Genomic DNA, 16,174 nt, shown 5'->3' with positions numbered 1-16,174 from the left:
TAGCATCTACTTTTGCGTTTACATGCGAAACAGACAGGATGAATGTGACAAACGGGATGAAAGTGACGGACGAGTCGAACTCCGTACCGCAAAACATCGCGCGAGCTTCTAAAACCGCGCAAGAGGATCTTCTCGAACATCGTAACCGTCAGCCAAAGCTTGATTTAGCGTCGATCTTTCCAAGTAAAGGCGATGCACGTCGACCTCCTGAATGGTTGAGCCGTGCATTGCTGTACACGGTTATTGCAGTATTCCTTGCGTACTTCTGCTTCCGTGCATGGTTCCGCATTGAATTTATTGTGCTTGACGTTGTTATTGCACTGTTCTTGTCGCTTGCTGTGGAACCACTTGTTCTCAAATTGATTCGCCACGGTTGGCGTCGAGGCGTTGCTGCAGTTACCAGTCTTATTGGCCTGCTCGTTATTGTTGTTGCCTTACTTGCGGCATTCGGTAATTTGTTCGTGCAACAGCTTATTTCGATGTTGCAGGGCATTCCAGCGCTATATGACCAGCTCAGCAAGGTTGTAGAGCAGTACACTACATTCCACTTACCTGAGGTGAGCTCGATTGGACCTGAGATTCTGAAGAATATTCAGACGTCTTGGATCGCGAACTTTGCAGGTACGGCAGTAAGCACGACTGTTGGTCTGCTCGGTGGTCTGCTGAACTTCACAACAGCAATTATGGTTGCGTTCTACATGTCCATTGCTGGACCTCGTCTGCGTCGCAGTATCTGCCAGTGGTTGTCGCCTAATTCGCAGCGTCGCTTCCTACTGACTTGGACTGTGGTTCAGGACCAGATCTCGAACTATCTGTTCTCGCGTACGATTTTGGCCGCATGCTCTGCTGCTTGCACGGCTATTTTCCTTATGTGCATCCATGTGCCATATTGGCTGCCACTTGCACTGTTCAGCGGCATTGTTTCGCAGTTCATTCCAACAATTGGTACGTATTTGGGCGGTGCTCTGCCAGTGCTGTTTGCATGGGGTGATCGTGGTATTTGGTACGCGGTTGCTGTCATTATTTTCATCACGATTTACCAACAGATTGAAAACTTGCTGCTTTCTCCAAAGATTTCTGAGCGCACTATGGATATCAATCCGTGCGTGGCATTCTTGGCGGTTCTGGTATTTGGCGCAATCTTTGGCGCTCTCGGCGCGTTCCTGGCGCTGCCAATTACGGCTAGCCTTCAGGTGCTGTTCAAGGTTTCAACGAAGCGCTATGAGCTGGTTGATGTGCCGATTATGTCTGATCCAGAGCCAAAGAAGAAGTCTCGTATTGTTCAGGCGGGAGAGGCATTGTCTGACAATGTTGCAAAACGTTCTCCTCGCGCTGCGAAGGGTTCGTCGGCTAACGTCCCACTTGATGAAGCAGTTCGTCAGCTTCAGGAGCAGATTTACGGTATCGACGCTGAAAATCAACGAGATGAAGATTCGCCAACGGTTGCGATTCCGCAGCGCAATCAGCAGCGTCGTCGTTCCGGTTTGCTGAAGACATTGCGCGACAATAAAGCTGACTCCGCTTCACAGAGTTCAGACAGTGAGGTAGTGGCTTCTTCCGATTCGTCGGACAAGGTTGCACAGCAGAAAAATAATGATTTTTCTGATACCAACAGTGCCGATCCGCACGTAGCCGAGAACCGCGCAACTATGGAAGAAAATCGCGGGGTGGCGGACCCAACTGTAGAATCGGACGCAGCAGAAAGCGATAACCCGAGGAGAAGCTGGAAATAATGGCATTGCTGAACGTGCTTGACGTGCTGCTCGTTATTGTGGGCGGCGTAGGCATGGCGTATCAGGGCCTGTGTATTGTCATCTCTTTATTTGCTAAGCCTGAACCGTTTCCGGATGCACCGTATGACAAGCATTACGCCGTACTCATTTCCGCACGTAACGAGGAACAAGTTATCGGCAATCTGATTCACGATATTCAGAATCAGACATACCCAGCTGATCATATCGATATCTGGTTGGTAGCCGATAACTGCACTGATAACACGGCAAAAGTTGTACGTGCCTTGGGTTGCCATGTTGTGGAGCGTTTCAATAAGGAGCTCATCGGCAAGGGCTATGCGCTGACATACTTGCTGAACCACATGATCGAGTCTCACGACGCAGATAAGTACGATGCATTCTTCGTGTTTGATGCCGACAACAGGCTCGATCGCAACTACTTCGCCGAAATGAATAAGGCATTCCATGCAGGATTCCGCATTCTGACGAGCTACCGTAACTCGGTGAATTTGTCTGATAATTGGGTGTCATCGGGTTCGGCACTGTGGTTCATTCGTGAGTCGCGATTCCTGTCGGCTTCTCGTATGATGCTTGGCAATTCGTGCCATGTGGGCGGTACTGGCTTTATGTTCTCGCAGTCGGTGATGCGTCGAAATAAGGGCTGGAAGTTCCATCTGCTGACCGAGGATCTCGAATTCACGATGGATTCGCTGCTGCATGGCGATCGTATTGGCTATGTCGGTTCGGCTGTGTTGTACGACGAACAGCCAACAACATTTGCACAGAGCTGGCGTCAGCGTTTGCGCTGGAGTAAGGGCTTCTTGCAGGTGTTCCGTTATTACGGCATGCCGCTGATTCGTCGAGCCGTAACTGAGCGAGATTTCTCAGCAATCGACTTCACGTTGCTGCTGTGCCCATTTACTGTGCTTGGTATTTTGCGTATCTTCTTGGGCGCTTTGTTCGCAGCCTTTGGCTTCGTTTCATGGTCGAGTCAGCTTGGATCACTGATTAATTGGTCGAACGGTATTTTGTGGTCGCTGCTGTTCATGATGGCATTGGCAGCATTGACAATTATCGTTGAGCGCGACCAGATCGGTGCAACGAACCGAGAGCTTGTCGCTTACGTGCTGAGCTTCCCAATTTATATGCTCAGCTATGTGCCAATCTCGTTCCAGGCTATCTTCAGCAAGGCCGAGTGGAAGCCAATTGTTCACAAGGGTTCCTGAGTCGATTCACTAGAACCAGTACCTAGGAAGAACTAGCTTTTCAACCTCATTTTCTTTCCCCGCACATAAGGCAATTGCGCTACGTGCGGGGAGAAAATGAGGTTTTTATTTTTGCGATTGCCGCACATAAGCGAGTTAACTTAAGTGCGGCAGAACAATAACAAGAGGTTCTTAAAAAAATGGGAATCTCGCATTTTACATATTGAGAATCTGTACTGTAAGGAGAATGAAGGATTTCTCACAGACGCCAGCAGGCGTACCAGCGCAACCTGATTCGGCACAGCGAGCAATGCATTCACAGCAGCCATCACCGATGCAGCAGGGAATGATGACATCACCTGACACGCAAGCGGCTGTATCAATTAGGGGATTGTATAAGCATTTTGATCAAAAAATTGCCGTAAATAATTTGTCTCTGGATATTCCAGTTGGCTCGTATTACGGCCTTGTAGGGCCTAACGGTGCTGGCAAGACAACGACTATCTCAATGATGTCGGGCCTTTTGAAACCAGATGGTGGAAGCACCATGATTCTTGGCAAAGACGTTTGGAGCGACGTTAATAGTGCGAAGCGTCAGATTGGCCTGATGCCACAACCTGATCAGATATTTGACCTATTGAGTGGTATGCAGCTGCTGATGTATGCAGGTATGCTGCGAGGTCTGCCACGTGCTGAAGTACAGAAGCGTGCAAATGATTTACTTGCAGCATTTGATTTAACTGAGGCCGCAAATAAGTCAGTATCGAGTTATTCGGCAGGTATGACAAAGAAAATTTGTCTTGCATCAGCAATGATTCATAGCCCGCGCATTCTTATTCTTGATGAGCCATTTGAGGCAGTTGATCCTATTTCTAGCGCCAATATCAAAGATATTTTGCAGGAATATGTGGCGACTGGTGGTACGGTCATTATTTCTTCTCATGTTATGGCTTTGGTCGAGCGCATGTGCACGCACGTAGCCGTTATTAATGATGGACAAGTTGCTGCAGCAGGCACTATCGACGAGGTTGCTGCTGGTCGTGATCTTGAGGATCGTTTCTTGGAGCTTGTAGGTGGACGTCATGAAGCAGCGCATCTTGGCTGGCTTGACGGTAAGCGAGGATCTGATCAAGCTGCTATGGATAAGAGCGGTACGGAGAACAATGGCACAGAGCAGAATGCATATGGTAAGCCTTCTGCAACTATGCAAGATCAGCAGACGCACAATCAATCGATGATGAGTGATGCATCGTCCTTAGGTGCGTCGAAAGACTTGCGAGAAGAGTCTCTTGGATCGTTCCATGACCAGCCTTCGATAATTGGGAAGTATATGCAGACAGCATCTTCGTATGCATCATGTTCAGGTATTTCTAGGTCTCGTTCAGCATCCATGCCTGCTTCGCCAATGCGTCAGCAGGGGCCGTTTGCGCATCAGCCAGATCGCACCCAGCCTCCATTCCCATCGAGTCATCCTCATGCTCTGCAACCGCCAAGGCCAGGTGCAGGAGGTCATACATCAGGTGATGGAGGACAGCTATGATCGCAACAATGTCGCGTTTGCGATGGAGCCTCATGGCTTCTGCTCTGAAGACCTCGCCGTGGCAAATTGTGGCGCTGGTTATATCGTTATTGTTTGGCTTTGGTCTCGTAGGCCTTGCTATCGGCATGGGACACTCACTTGGATTTGGTCCCGACTCATCTGATGACGTCAGTTCTTGGACGACCACATTCAATACGGGTGTTGTCAGCCTTGGTTCCATAGTTATTTTGTCTTTGCTGCTTATTCAGCTGACTTTTATTGGAGAGGGCTCATCATTTAGCCTGAGCCGTTTTGCGAACTATGGTATTCCTGACGTTCAATTGCAACTTGGCTTAACTGCGGCTGGCTTAGTGGGTATGCCATCTATTTTCGGCCTTTTATCGCTACTATTCTGGTCATCTGCATATCGCTGGATGGGCATGCCAGCTGTTGTTATTTCGCTTATTGCCGCGCCAATTATCATCGTGACGCTCATGCTTATGTGCAAGGCAGTTATCTCATTAGGTACGGTGTTTGTTCGTACAAATCGAGGACGTAATGCCTTCTATACGTTAGTTTTTGTTTTTATGATGGTGGTGTTCCAGCTTCCAACAATGCTTGCTGGTACTGGCACTTCTGTTTCCCTAATAGAAATAGCTCAGCACAGTGCTCAAGGTCCTGCCAGCGTAATGTCGTGGACGCCGTTCGGCGCATTATTCCAGTTACCATTTGATGCCGCAGCAGGAGATTGGGGTCTACTTATTGCAAGGCTCGGCATTATTGCCGTGTTCGATGTATTGTGCTTCTACCTTGCGGTCTGGTGTATTCGACGTGAGCGCTTACTTCCAAGCGTTTCACAAGGAAATGGGGTAGCAAAAGGTTTGGGCATGTTTTCGCACGTTCCGGACTCACCGTCTGGCGCAATTTCTGCTCGAGTCGCAAGCATGTTGAAACGCGATCCTCGCCAATGCATGACTTATATTTTGCCGATTATGTTCTTCATAGTCTTTGCCATCCAGCCGTCAGAAACGCCATACGCTTTGTGGGCAGTGCTCTCTTATCTTGGCCTGTTGCTGATTACGTCGGAGAGTAATGGTCTCGCTTATGATGGCCTTGGTTTCACAATGGAAGTTATTTCCGGAACCACAGGTAAGCAGAACAGAATTGGCCGTGCTCGTGTGTATGTAGCGATTATTGCTGTGGCTTTTGCACTGTTCGGCATCGCTTCATTCCTCATTACGGGTGACTGGAAAACTCCAGAAGGACTTGTACGTGGCTTCATGTTTACCGTTATCGGATTTAATATTGCTCTATCGTGCTTAGGTGTGACGCTGTGGTTCTCAACGGTTTTCAGCTATCCAGTTCCGTCGATTAAGAAGCCGTTTAGTTCACCTCAAGGCCGTACTGCATCTCAGCTCTTTTTCCCATTTTTGTATATGTTTATTTCTCTGGTTGCAGCATTGCCAACAATAATTGTCGGCGCCTGTGCGGCGGTGTTGCACTGGCAGGCTTGGGAATGGATTGTTACTGCGGTTTCGGCTGTAAATGGTATTGGCGTACTGTGCTTAGGTACATGGCTTGGCGCTAAAATATTCGACGCTCGTCAGTTGAAAATTCTGCACACGCTTGAGCAATATGCAACATTGCAGAAGTAAGGTTCACTCGTCCCACTGATAGCAAGGCGTGACGGGTGAGCATGGAAGGAACTATGTCCTCGTCACGCCGTTTGCGATCCGTCGCCAAAACTCATGGTGATTCTAAAAATGGTGAGTCGCGTTTTGACCTATCTCAAGTTGCAGTACTTGATGCGCGTAAGCGTCATCGAAGGATTGTTCTTGTAGTTATTTCTGCCGTGGTGACGTTTGCTTTAGCATGCGCTTATGTTGTTGGGGATATTGTTGGCGTTGTGCCAGGAGCATTGACTATGCAAGCCTCACAACAAGCCCAATATGAAACGGCCAGTAACAGTATCGGTGCTGCAGAAATAATTGATAATGTTGATCTGAATAAGCCCGTAGATGCTGCACGCGCTCAATCCGCAATTAAAGAACTTCTTAACGCCAATGGAGTGGGCTCTGATCTGTCAGTTGCAGTCGCCCAAGCAAATGGAGATCCGATCGCATCTCATGAGATCGATAAAACTCGAGAGCCAGCTTCAACTCTGAAAACGCTGACGTCTCTTGCTGCCGCATCTAAGCTAGATATGGGATCGACGCTGCCTACACAAGTATTTTTGCAGCAGCAGGGCAATACCTATCGTCTGGTGCTAAAGGGCAATGGCGACATGTTGCTGTCCGCAGGAGATAGCGATCCAAACCATATCAATGGACGTGCAGGATTACGCACGTTAGCAAAGCAGACTGCTCATGCATTACAGTCACGTGGTATTTCCAAAGTGACGCTTGATTATGACGACGCACTGTTTTCTGATCAGCGCACGCCTTCTGCCTTAAGTGCGGCTGGTGATATGAGCATGTATTACACAGGCGTGTCATCAATGGCTATTGATGGCGGTCGCCAGCGTTCTGAAGCACTGAGTAATCCAGATGTGTTCCATGATTATCCGGAGCTTTCTCAACATACTGCTGCCGATGTTGCTGAGAAATTTAAGGATTTGCTCCATAAGCAGGGGATTAATGCAGCAGCTGGCAAATCCGTAAAAATGAATAATGCTTCTTCAGCAAATGATGCTGCAGCTAATGCATCTTCACCTACTACCGCACATAAGGCGGATGCAACTCAGCAAGATACTCCAATTGCTCAGGTGGAATCAGCACCACTGAGTGCTGTCATGATGTTTATGTTGCGTCATTCAGATAACACGCTTGCAGAAGAATTCGGCCGCCTGCTGGCTTTGCGCTTACATGAGGATAATTCTCCTGCTGGAGCCGTGCAATCTGTGACGAAAGTGCTAAAGGAGCTTGGTGTACCTACTCAGGGCCTGCATATGTCCGATTGTTCTGGCCTTTCCCCAGGCAGTCGCGTCTCTGTGCGCACCTTGGTGGCAGTGCAGCAGCAGAACCTTCATGCAGGAAACGCTGTCGCAGCTGCAGAAGGACTTGCTGTAGCAGGATTAAATGGCACGGTCCAGTATCGACTTGCTAATTCCGAGAATGCTGGTTTGATGCGTATGAAAACAGGCACACTTAACGCAGTTACCTCGTTGACTGGCAATATCTCACGACGCCAGGGTGGCGTGCTTGCGTTCTCCGTGATTGTGAATAATCCAAGCGATACAGAAGCAGCAAAAGCAGCAATTGATCGCTTTGCTTCATCCTTGGCAAGTCTGTGATGTGGAAGGACTCTGGTTGGTAGACCGAGCGCGATTACACAGGTAAGCGAGTTGCTGTTTCCACGCACGTAGGTCAGTTAGCTCGTCCTACGTAGGCAACGCAGTTTGATTACCTACGCATGTAAGCCAGTTAAGTTTTTACGCACGTAAGCCAGCTCAGCTGTTTTACGCACGTAAGCTAATTGCTTTATGTGCGTAAAACAATGCACTGTGGCTAGTGTTAAGTGAGTACAGCAGCTCAAAACGTGTAGGAGGGCAAAGTGGTATATAGCGCGCAGATGAAATCTGCAATCGGAGCAGTTCGAACTTCGCTAGGCCACCTCGATCGCACGTTAGTGAATTGGGATCCGCAGTTTGTTAAGCATGGGCATCATGAAATTCGCAAGGATGCACCTGTTATTGCTGTCGCTTGCTCTGGTGGGCGAGATTCGCTTGCTTTAGCTGCATCGGCACAAAAAGTATGTGCCTCTTGGGGTATTCGTTGTGCTGCAATCATCGTGGACCACGGGTTGCAACAAAACTCTGATGTAGTTGCAGCGCAGGCTGCACAACAGTGTGCCGATTTAGGTCTCGATCCCGTCATTGTTGAACGTATTACTATTCGGGCCTCTGACATGCGTCATCGAGGAGTTGAAGCAGCAGCTCGACAGCAGCGGTATGACGCAATCGTGAATAAAGCGCGTGAGATTCATGCACGTGCCGTGTTATTGGCTCATACGCGTGACGATCAGGCAGAAACGGTGCTGATTGACCTTTTAACGGCCGGCAGTCTTGATGGTATGGCAGGCATGGCTGATTCGATTGATATCGATGGAATCCCGTTCCTGCGACCTTTATTAGGCCTTTCACGAGCAGATACGACTAACATATGCAAGTCACTCAATCTCGAGTATTGGGATGATCCAACTAACGGAGATGACTTACGTGCGTCTGTAATTGAGTCTCATACTCAGGAGACTGCAGATACCTCTTCCCGCACGTTAGACAGTTGCGCTACGTGCGTTGAGGCTGGGTTGGGCCGTGACCTGCCGTTGCGTTCTCGAATCCGTAACGTGCTGCTGCCATGGCTAAGCGAGTTCACCGGTGGAAACATGGTGACTCGACTCGCCACGTTCGCTCAGACATCACGTCCAGATATTGAGTTTTTACAAGAGCAGGCTGATCTCGCGTTTCGTCGAGCAGTCACGTTGACTTTGCCTGAAGATTCAGCTCAAGCATCTGTAATTTCTGATGACGCAACAGATAACGGTCAGATACTTGCGCTGATTGATTTAGACGTGCTCAATGACGTGCATCTGGCATTACGCCGTCGTGTTATGGCTACTCTGTTCTCACGCTTTGGAATCCGTGCGTCATCTGCTCATGTGGCTGCAGCAGTTGGGCTGACGCGGGGTAACGGGGGACGCGTTGTGCAGTTACCAGCCGGTTATGTACTCAAGCGTGTCAAACACGTCATTCGTTTGTGCCATGATGATGTGCATGCGAATCGCGGATATTCAGGAAAACATTGACCATGAGCTGATTTCTCATGAGCAGATTATGTCCAAAATTGAAGAGGTTGCTGCTCAGGCAAGCAAGGACTATGAGGGTCGCGTCCCGATCGTTATGGCCGTGCTTAAGGGTGCAGTGTGCACGCTGACTGCCTTTACGCAGGCAATGACTTGCCATCTGGAAATGGACTTCATGAGTATTTCCAGCTATGGCAAGAGCATGTCGAGCTCTGGCTCAATTACGGTTCGTCAGGACCTGACCTCTGACGTTAAGGGAAGGGATGTGCTCATCGTTGAGGACATCATCGATTCCGGATATACGCTGGATTGGCTCGTCAAGGAATTGAAGCGTCGAGGCGCAGCTTCCGTGGAGATTTTTGCGTTACTAGAAAAACCTGCACGTCGCATGGTAGAAGTTGATGTTAAGTACAAGGGATTCGAAATTCCTGACGAATTTGTTGTCGGCTTCGGTTTGGATTGCGACGAGCAATATCGTAATCTCGATTGCATTGCTGTGCTGAAGCCTGAGGTATACGAAGGAGCGCTTACGCAATGAGTTTCCAGCAGGGACCACAGCAGCCTGGACGCAGGCCGCCGAATGGTTCAAATAACCCATTCCGTAATGGTGAGCCTGATAAGGGCGGAAACGGCCAAAACGGCAATAATCCAAAGTCGATTTGGCGTTCACCATGGCTATGGGGTGCTGTCATTGTTGTCTTCGCTGTGATTTTGTTCCAGATTTTCTCTGGTTCGGGTGCACAGACGATTGATACCAAGGATGGCATGAACATCCTTGAGCACAATGCAAGCAACGTGACCTATGCAAAGATCGTTGACAATACGCAGCAGGTCCAGCTCAAGCTCAAGGATGATTACACAGCTAAGGATCCTGACTCGGGTAAGGATCACAACTACGGCAAGAGCGTGCAGTTCTATTACACGTCTGCACAGAGCGCCGATATTGTGAAGGCTGTGGAAAAGGCCAACCCATCTAAGGGTTGGACTGCTTCGATGCAGCAGACCAGTATTTGGACATACCTGCTGACCTCGATTCTGCCGTTCATCATCTTCTTTGTGCTTGTCTGGTTCTTGATGAGCCGTATGGGCTCCGCTGGCGGCATGCTCGGCATGGGTGGCAAGAAGAACAGCGGCAAGCTGCTCGAAGGTCAGGTGCCACATACGAAGTTCTCCGATGTGGCTGGCGAAGATGCTGCTGTTCAGGAAGTTGAGGAGATTAAGGACTTCCTGAAGGATCCATCGAAGTACAAGGCTCTGGGCGCACGTATTCCTCGCGGTGTTCTGCTGTACGGCCCTCCAGGAACTGGTAAGACGCTGCTCGCACGTGCTATTGCAGGTGAAGCAGGCGTTCCATTCTATTCGATGGCAGGTTCTGACTTCGTTGAGATGTTTGTCGGTCTCGGTGCTTCGCGAGTCCGTGATCTGTTCGATGAGGCTAAGAAGAATGCTCCAGCAATTATCTTCATCGATGAGATTGATGCTGTGGGTCGTAAGCGTGGTTCCGGCATGGGTGGCGGTCACGATGAGCGCGAACAGACTCTGAACCAGCTGCTCGTCGAGATGGATGGTTTCGATAACGATACGAACCTCATCATCATTGCAGCTACGAACCGTCCTGATGTACTCGATCCAGCACTGCTGCGTCCTGGTCGTTTCGATCGTCAGGTTGCTGTGGAGGCACCTGATCTCGAAGGCCGTTATGCAATTCTGAAGGTGCACGCTAAGGGTAAGCCATTCGTTCCAGATATTGATCTGCGTTCTGTTGCAGTGCGCACGCCAGGCTTCACTGGTGCTGATCTGGCCAATGTGCTGAACGAAGCTGCTTTGCTGTGTGCACGTGTTGGAGCACAGCTCATTGATAACCGTGCAATTGATGAAGCTATCGATCGTGTGATGTCTGGTCCACGTCGTCGCTCGAAGGGTATGGCCCTCGATGAGCTTCGTAACACTGCATACCACGAGGGTGGCCACGCACTCGTTGCTGCAGCTCTGCGCAATACAGATCCTGTGACTAAGGTTACGATTTTGCCTCGCGGTCGTGCACTCGGCTATACCGCTGTGATGCCAACGGAGGATCGTTATTCGCAGACTCGTAACCAGCTGCTTGATCAGATGGCCTATGCAATGGGTGGCCGTACTGCAGAAGAGATTGTGTTCCACGATCCTTCTACTGGTGCATCGAACGATATCGAGAAGGCTACGCACATTGCCCGTAGGATGATCGGTGAGTTCGGCTTCTCAACTGCCTTGGGTGCAGTCAAGTGGACTGACGATGAAGATCAGTCTGGCCTTGACGGATTGCGTCCTCGCGAATACTCGGATGCAACGGCAGAGCGTATGGATGAGGAAGTTCTTGCCCTCATCGAAAATGCTCATACTGAAGCATGGACGATTATCAACGAGAACCGTGATGTCCTTGACGAATTGGTTCGCCAGCTGCTGGTGAAGCAGACGCTGAACGAAGCAGAGCTGGACGCCATCTTCAAGAACATCAAGAAGGCTCCAGAACGTGAAGTTTGGCTCAGCGATCCACACCGCCCTGATTCGGATAAGCCACCAGTGCCTATCCCAGATTCACTGAAGCAGAGCGTGGGCATTTCCAAGCTGTAAAACGATAGAAGGCACCGATGCCATTGGCTTTCGGTGCCTTCATCTGTGTTTATACGGATTCGGTAGCCAGCACATAAGCGCTATGCATAGCCTAAGACTGATAATTGCGCTCTTACTTACGCACGTAGAACAACTGTCTTACGTGCGTAAGCGATGAATCAAACTGTCTTATGTGCGAGAGAGCAGTAGTGAAGCTATATTGCCACGATGCAGAACAGTGAGCCATTGCCACTGAAACCATTGCATTACAACGTTGTTATGATCTGCGCGGATCCGGCGCATAAAACGGAGGACACCATATATGACGAGTCGCAAGCGGACTGAGCCGATTCAGGCTGGGCCATTTCTTATTGAAGCTGAGTGGGAGCAGGATGATCATGGTGCACATCTCGACGTGCATATTCATGTTGCTCAGCAGTCCGCTGATGAAGTGGGTGCGTCATTCTCTTATGCCGTGCCAGCATCTGTTCTTCGTTCTGTGCAGACAGCTGCATTGTTGAATCAGGACCCTGCGTCTGTGCAAATCTCTTCCACTACTATTCCCGCATCTTATGTAGAAGGCTTATGCGTGGAGAAGGAAACAGAGCAGCACTCTCTGGAAACTGAATCTGAGAGCAATACTTCAGAAGAAGATGCGCTTCAGCACGATCAACTCGGTCATGAAACTGAATCTTCAACTTCGGACTCGGCCTTGGCGTCAACCTTTGCTGAACAACAGACCTCCGAGACTCCATCTCTTGAAATCGCTACTGAGGCAGAGCAGCGTGTCGCAATTGTTTTGATGGAAAGCGCTTCAGAGAACGCGGCAACTTTGTTCCGCAAATCCATAGTTTCTATCGATGCTGTGCCAACCAATACGGTTGAAGGAATTTCTCCGCTGTATCACGTAACGAATTATGACTCGCTTGATACGAGCACTGCTGTTTTGCAGCTGCGGACCAAGCTTAGCCCTCAATCGTTGCAAAGGGTGCTGTCAGATTTAGCTATTGCGCATGAGGGACAGGTTGCCCTGCAGTGTGTGGCTTATGACGGTGTCGGCACTGATAAGCATCAGCTTGATCGTGCTGCTGTATTGGCACCGTGGATGGATATGGATCCAAACGGTGAAGTAGATGGTGACCCGCTCCCGTTCAAACTGGCAATGGCACAGGATTCGATGCGTGTAGCAATGGTCAGTAATACATGGCTACTGCAAGCTTCGGCTGAATCATATGCGGATATTGCGGGCGACACTACCGCACATAAGCCGGATGCATTCCCAAATCAGGCATGGCAGACTGAAGACGATAGTGAGGAGAGGTGATTATGAGAAGCGCACATAGAATTCCATGGTGGGTATATCTAGTAGCCGCCATTATTGGTTTCGTTGGCGGAATCCTGTTGCAAAAGTTCGATGAATTCTTTGCTGTAGGAGTCCTTGGTGCACCATGGTTCGTTGCGATTATCATGGTCGCTCTTGGCATCGTTGTTATTTGTTTAGCTTGGCAGGTGCATCGGTACACCACTACCGAGCCACGAAAGCGCATTGAACTCAAAACAATTAGTCCTGAGCGAGCTGTGAATACGCTCGTTTTAGCTAAAGCCCTAGCATTGGCTGGAGCAATTTTGTTGGGCTGGTACTGCGGTCAACTCGTAATGTGCCTTGGCCATGCAGAAGCGGAATACTATAAACGTGTACTTTTCGAGTGCATTATTGCAGGTTCTGCCGCGCTTATTGACATGGTGCTTGGCATCATTAGTGAACGACTCTGCGAGATTCCACCTGCAGAAGGTCCGGAGCATCCTCAGATGAGTAAGCATTCGCATCGACCGTCAATGAGGGCAGAACAAGGTCATCATTGTTCAGCGTAGGTGTGCAGAAATAAAAAATCTGCAAACACTCGCTGAACGTAAGAAGCTAGAGGATAACCGAACGGAGCAACGCTAAGCGAGAGCTCTAAATTCCAGGAGCGCGCAGCATGGCCTCCTGAACCATTGCAGCTGCAAGCTCGCCATCTTGCGTGTACACCTTAGCGACGCCCAAACCGCGTCCGTGAGCAGCTGTAGGGGAATTTTGCACGTACAGGTGCCACTTCGTTACATCGATATCGCGATACCACCACATCGAGTGATCAATCGAAGCGTAAGAAAGCCCTGGCGTAAGCGCACTCAAACCCGACCTACGGATAATTGGCTCGAGCATAATCTGATCACAACCTAGAGCCAGGAGCGCGCGATGCATCGTTTGTGAAACATCGAGTTCACCCTCAGCCCTCATCCAGACCATCTGGAAGCCCGAATCCTGAGCTGCACTATTCTTATCAGGTCCCAACAGAATAGAACGTTGCACATGGCGCAGGTCAAAAGGCGACTTGGTCGCATAAAAGTCAGCAAATGGATTCTTATCAGCAAAAGGAGCCATCAGTTCTTTTGCGCTCTTTAACGACTCAGGATCTGGAACATTTTCAGGCATAGGATCAGCGAAGTCCACACCACTCTGGCCACGTTCCTGGAAACTAGCAATTGCAGTCAGAATGGCACCCTGCGTTTGTGTTACATTAATTCGCCTCGCAGAAAACGAACGGCCATCCCTCAAATTTTCAACGTCGAAAAGCAAATCCTGATTAATATCACCCGGCGCAATGAAATAACCGTGAATCGAGTCAGGCTCACGATGATCAGGCACAGTTTTTGCTGCAGCGATGAGCGACTGAGCAATGACCTGACCACCATAGACGCGGCCAGTAGGGAAGTACATACTCTCGCCATTAACAAATGTATGGCCGCGTACTTGCGATGGCTTACCAAGTTCGAGGACTTTGACAAGCTGCTGAAGTGGAGTTATCTGCTCTGCTGTTGGTGCTGTTTCCTGATCTGTCATAGCTTCTCCCGCCGTTTATCAATGAGGATTTCGCACTTGCGTAAAACGTTCAATACTGCAGAACGCATGCTCAGCAAGTTTAACGAGGTTAATTCTCGATTGAGTTCGGCAACAGCGGACAGTGAAACTTTGCTCGACTTTTCCAAAGAGGCTGAAGAACCGTAATAGCCATGAAGTGGCTTATGTGATCTAGAAATATCGTTTGTTGGTATTCCGCCATTCAGAGCGACGCCCATCCGATACTTCCCACAATGACATGGGATTCTTTCGAACGCTGTATTCATGTGATGGGTCACGTCTCTTGAGAACAGTTGCGACCCGTTTCACGAATCTTTGTTGAGCTTTGAGGGACTGGAGATCTTCTTTCGTAACTTCAATAACAGTCCAGCCACGCGCGTTCAGATCCTGCGTACGTGCGGCGTCCTGCAGACGCTGATTTTTATGGTATTCCCCGTTATATTCCAGATCGGTTTTCGCACCGACATAGGCGGCATCCAGTACTGCAACCACATAACCTTTCTCGTCTTTAACCGTCCAATTGACTTGAGCACGGTGAATACCGAATTGCTGTAGAACAAGCCGCATCACAGTTTCCGGCATGGAATCAGTATTAGGCTGCATCAGACGTAGCGCTCGCCGGCATTTGGTAATACCTCGGAATGCGCGGCATCGTTCGCCTAAGTTACGTCTGCTGCGCACGTAATACTCCCAGCGAGCAAGGTACCGCTCAAAATCCTCAAGAGAGACTTTGCGGAGCTGCGGATCTCTGCGCATCATAGCGTCACCGAGTTGTACCAATTCACTCAGCGGCAGCCAGTGGGCGAACATTGCCCAAGTGCATACGGGTGAAGTGCACTGAATACCATCACCGAGATTAATAACCTCGCATGGGCCACTCCAACATACCCACTTATGCTTTTGCAGCCAGCGACGTTTCCGTGGTGAATCAACAGTGGCCATGAGTGCACATTTCCTCAGCGATGTAGGCAAATGTGGTATATCAATACATTGCAATTCGAGCGCTGTACGCAGTGCAAACACAGGGCTTTCGTCGAGCGTGCGTATGAGTTTGCGACACATACCGAAAACATCATGCTGTACAGCCCCTAATTTTGTTGCTGCTAGTTTTTCGAGCCTTTGCACAGCGGGCTTCCTCTGATTTCTTCTCTTCATACGCTCACGGTATGGTGCGGCTTTACGCATAATCAATCGGATCTGATTGATGTGGATAACAGAGCTTACGGCCAGCTATTTGTGGATAATTAATCCTGTTGCTTGTGTATTGCTTGCGTGTTGCTTGCGTGCACGTTCTTCCGCCGCATATAAGCCATTTACTTACCGCATATAAGCCAGTTACTTTACGTGCGTCAGAGCAAAATATTTCTTTGGCATACACTATTTCTTCACGACACACCAGTACTAACAGCTATTTTGCTTGCATTCTGTA

At 49.3% G+C, this 16,174-nt stretch carries 11 protein-coding genes and 1 pseudogene; 10 read left to right on the top strand and 2 right to left on the bottom strand.

Going from position 1 to position 16,174, the window contains the following annotated elements; translation table 11 throughout:
• The first annotated feature begins 38 nt into the window (after nucleotides 1-38).
• The 10 genes and pseudogenes from D2E26_RS04850 to D2E26_RS04805 all read left to right on the top strand — a co-directional run bounded on the left by D2E26_RS04850 (nucleotide 39) and on the right by D2E26_RS04805 (nucleotide 13,718).
• Nucleotides 39-1,733 carry an AI-2E family transporter gene (locus D2E26_RS04850; protein WP_420897205.1) on the top strand — a complete coding sequence of 565 codons (1,695 nt, stop codon included), beginning with the start codon at nucleotides 39-41 and terminating at the stop codon, nucleotides 1,731-1,733.
• Nucleotides 1,733-2,959, top strand: coding sequence for a glycosyltransferase family 2 protein (locus tag D2E26_RS04845; RefSeq protein ID WP_125963578.1), 1,227 nt, complete (start codon nucleotides 1,733-1,735; stop codon nucleotides 2,957-2,959). The genes D2E26_RS04850 and D2E26_RS04845 overlap by 1 nt, the downstream gene beginning before the upstream one ends.
• Nucleotides 2,960-3,248: 289 nt before the next feature.
• Nucleotides 3,249-4,059 (top strand): annotated as a pseudogene (locus tag D2E26_RS04840) (ABC transporter ATP-binding protein); the annotation flags it as partial.
• A gap of 415 nt (nucleotides 4,060-4,474) precedes the next feature.
• Nucleotides 4,475-6,112 carry an ABC transporter permease gene (locus D2E26_RS04835; protein WP_125963577.1) on the top strand — a complete coding sequence of 546 codons (1,638 nt, stop codon included), beginning with the start codon at nucleotides 4,475-4,477 and terminating at the stop codon, nucleotides 6,110-6,112.
• A 53-nt stretch (nucleotides 6,113-6,165) separates the two neighbouring features.
• Nucleotides 6,166-7,749, top strand: coding sequence for a D-alanyl-D-alanine carboxypeptidase/D-alanyl-D-alanine endopeptidase (dacB, locus tag D2E26_RS04830; protein ID WP_125963576.1), 1,584 nt, complete (start codon nucleotides 6,166-6,168; stop codon nucleotides 7,747-7,749).
• Between the two features lie 278 nt (nucleotides 7,750-8,027).
• Entirely contained in the window at nucleotides 8,028-9,260 is a 1,233-nt protein-coding gene (tilS, locus tag D2E26_RS04825; RefSeq protein ID WP_241218880.1) for a tRNA lysidine(34) synthetase TilS, read from the top strand.
• A complete protein-coding gene (gene hpt, locus D2E26_RS04820) occupies nucleotides 9,229-9,795 on the top strand; it encodes a hypoxanthine phosphoribosyltransferase (RefSeq protein ID WP_206432071.1) in 567 nt (188 codons plus the stop codon). The genes tilS and hpt overlap by 32 nt, the downstream gene beginning before the upstream one ends.
• Nucleotides 9,792-11,867, top strand: a complete 2,076-nt coding sequence (gene ftsH, locus D2E26_RS04815) for an ATP-dependent zinc metalloprotease FtsH (RefSeq protein ID WP_125963574.1) — start codon at nucleotides 9,792-9,794, stop codon at nucleotides 11,865-11,867. Before hpt ends, ftsH begins: the two co-directional genes overlap by 4 nt.
• A 301-nt stretch (nucleotides 11,868-12,168) precedes the next feature.
• Complete coding sequence (locus D2E26_RS04810; RefSeq protein WP_125963573.1) at nucleotides 12,169-13,170, top strand: hypothetical protein; 1,002 nt, start codon at nucleotides 12,169-12,171, stop codon at nucleotides 13,168-13,170.
• A gap of 2 nt (nucleotides 13,171-13,172) precedes the next feature.
• Complete coding sequence (locus tag D2E26_RS04805; RefSeq protein WP_125963572.1) at nucleotides 13,173-13,718, top strand: DUF3180 domain-containing protein; 546 nt, start codon at nucleotides 13,173-13,175, stop codon at nucleotides 13,716-13,718.
• 85 nt (nucleotides 13,719-13,803) lie between these two features.
• Here D2E26_RS04805 and D2E26_RS04800 read toward each other — a convergent pair whose 3' ends face one another.
• Entirely contained in the window at nucleotides 13,804-14,727 is a 924-nt protein-coding gene (locus D2E26_RS04800; protein WP_125963571.1) for an acyl-CoA thioesterase, read from the bottom strand.
• 189 nt (nucleotides 14,728-14,916) lie between these two features.
• The gene (locus D2E26_RS04795) at nucleotides 14,917-15,687 is read right to left on the bottom strand and encodes a DUF559 domain-containing protein (RefSeq protein ID WP_164515878.1); all 771 of its coding nucleotides are present in this window, start codon (nucleotides 15,685-15,687) and stop codon (nucleotides 14,917-14,919) included.
• Between the last annotated feature and the right edge of the window lie 487 nt (nucleotides 15,688-16,174).

Source organism: Bifidobacterium dolichotidis (assembly GCF_003951975.1).
Lineage (GTDB): Bacteria > Actinomycetota > Actinomycetes > Actinomycetales > Bifidobacteriaceae > Bifidobacterium > Bifidobacterium dolichotidis.
The sequence above is the reverse complement of the archived record's forward strand: the minus strand, read 5'-3'. Positions and strand labels throughout refer to the sequence as shown.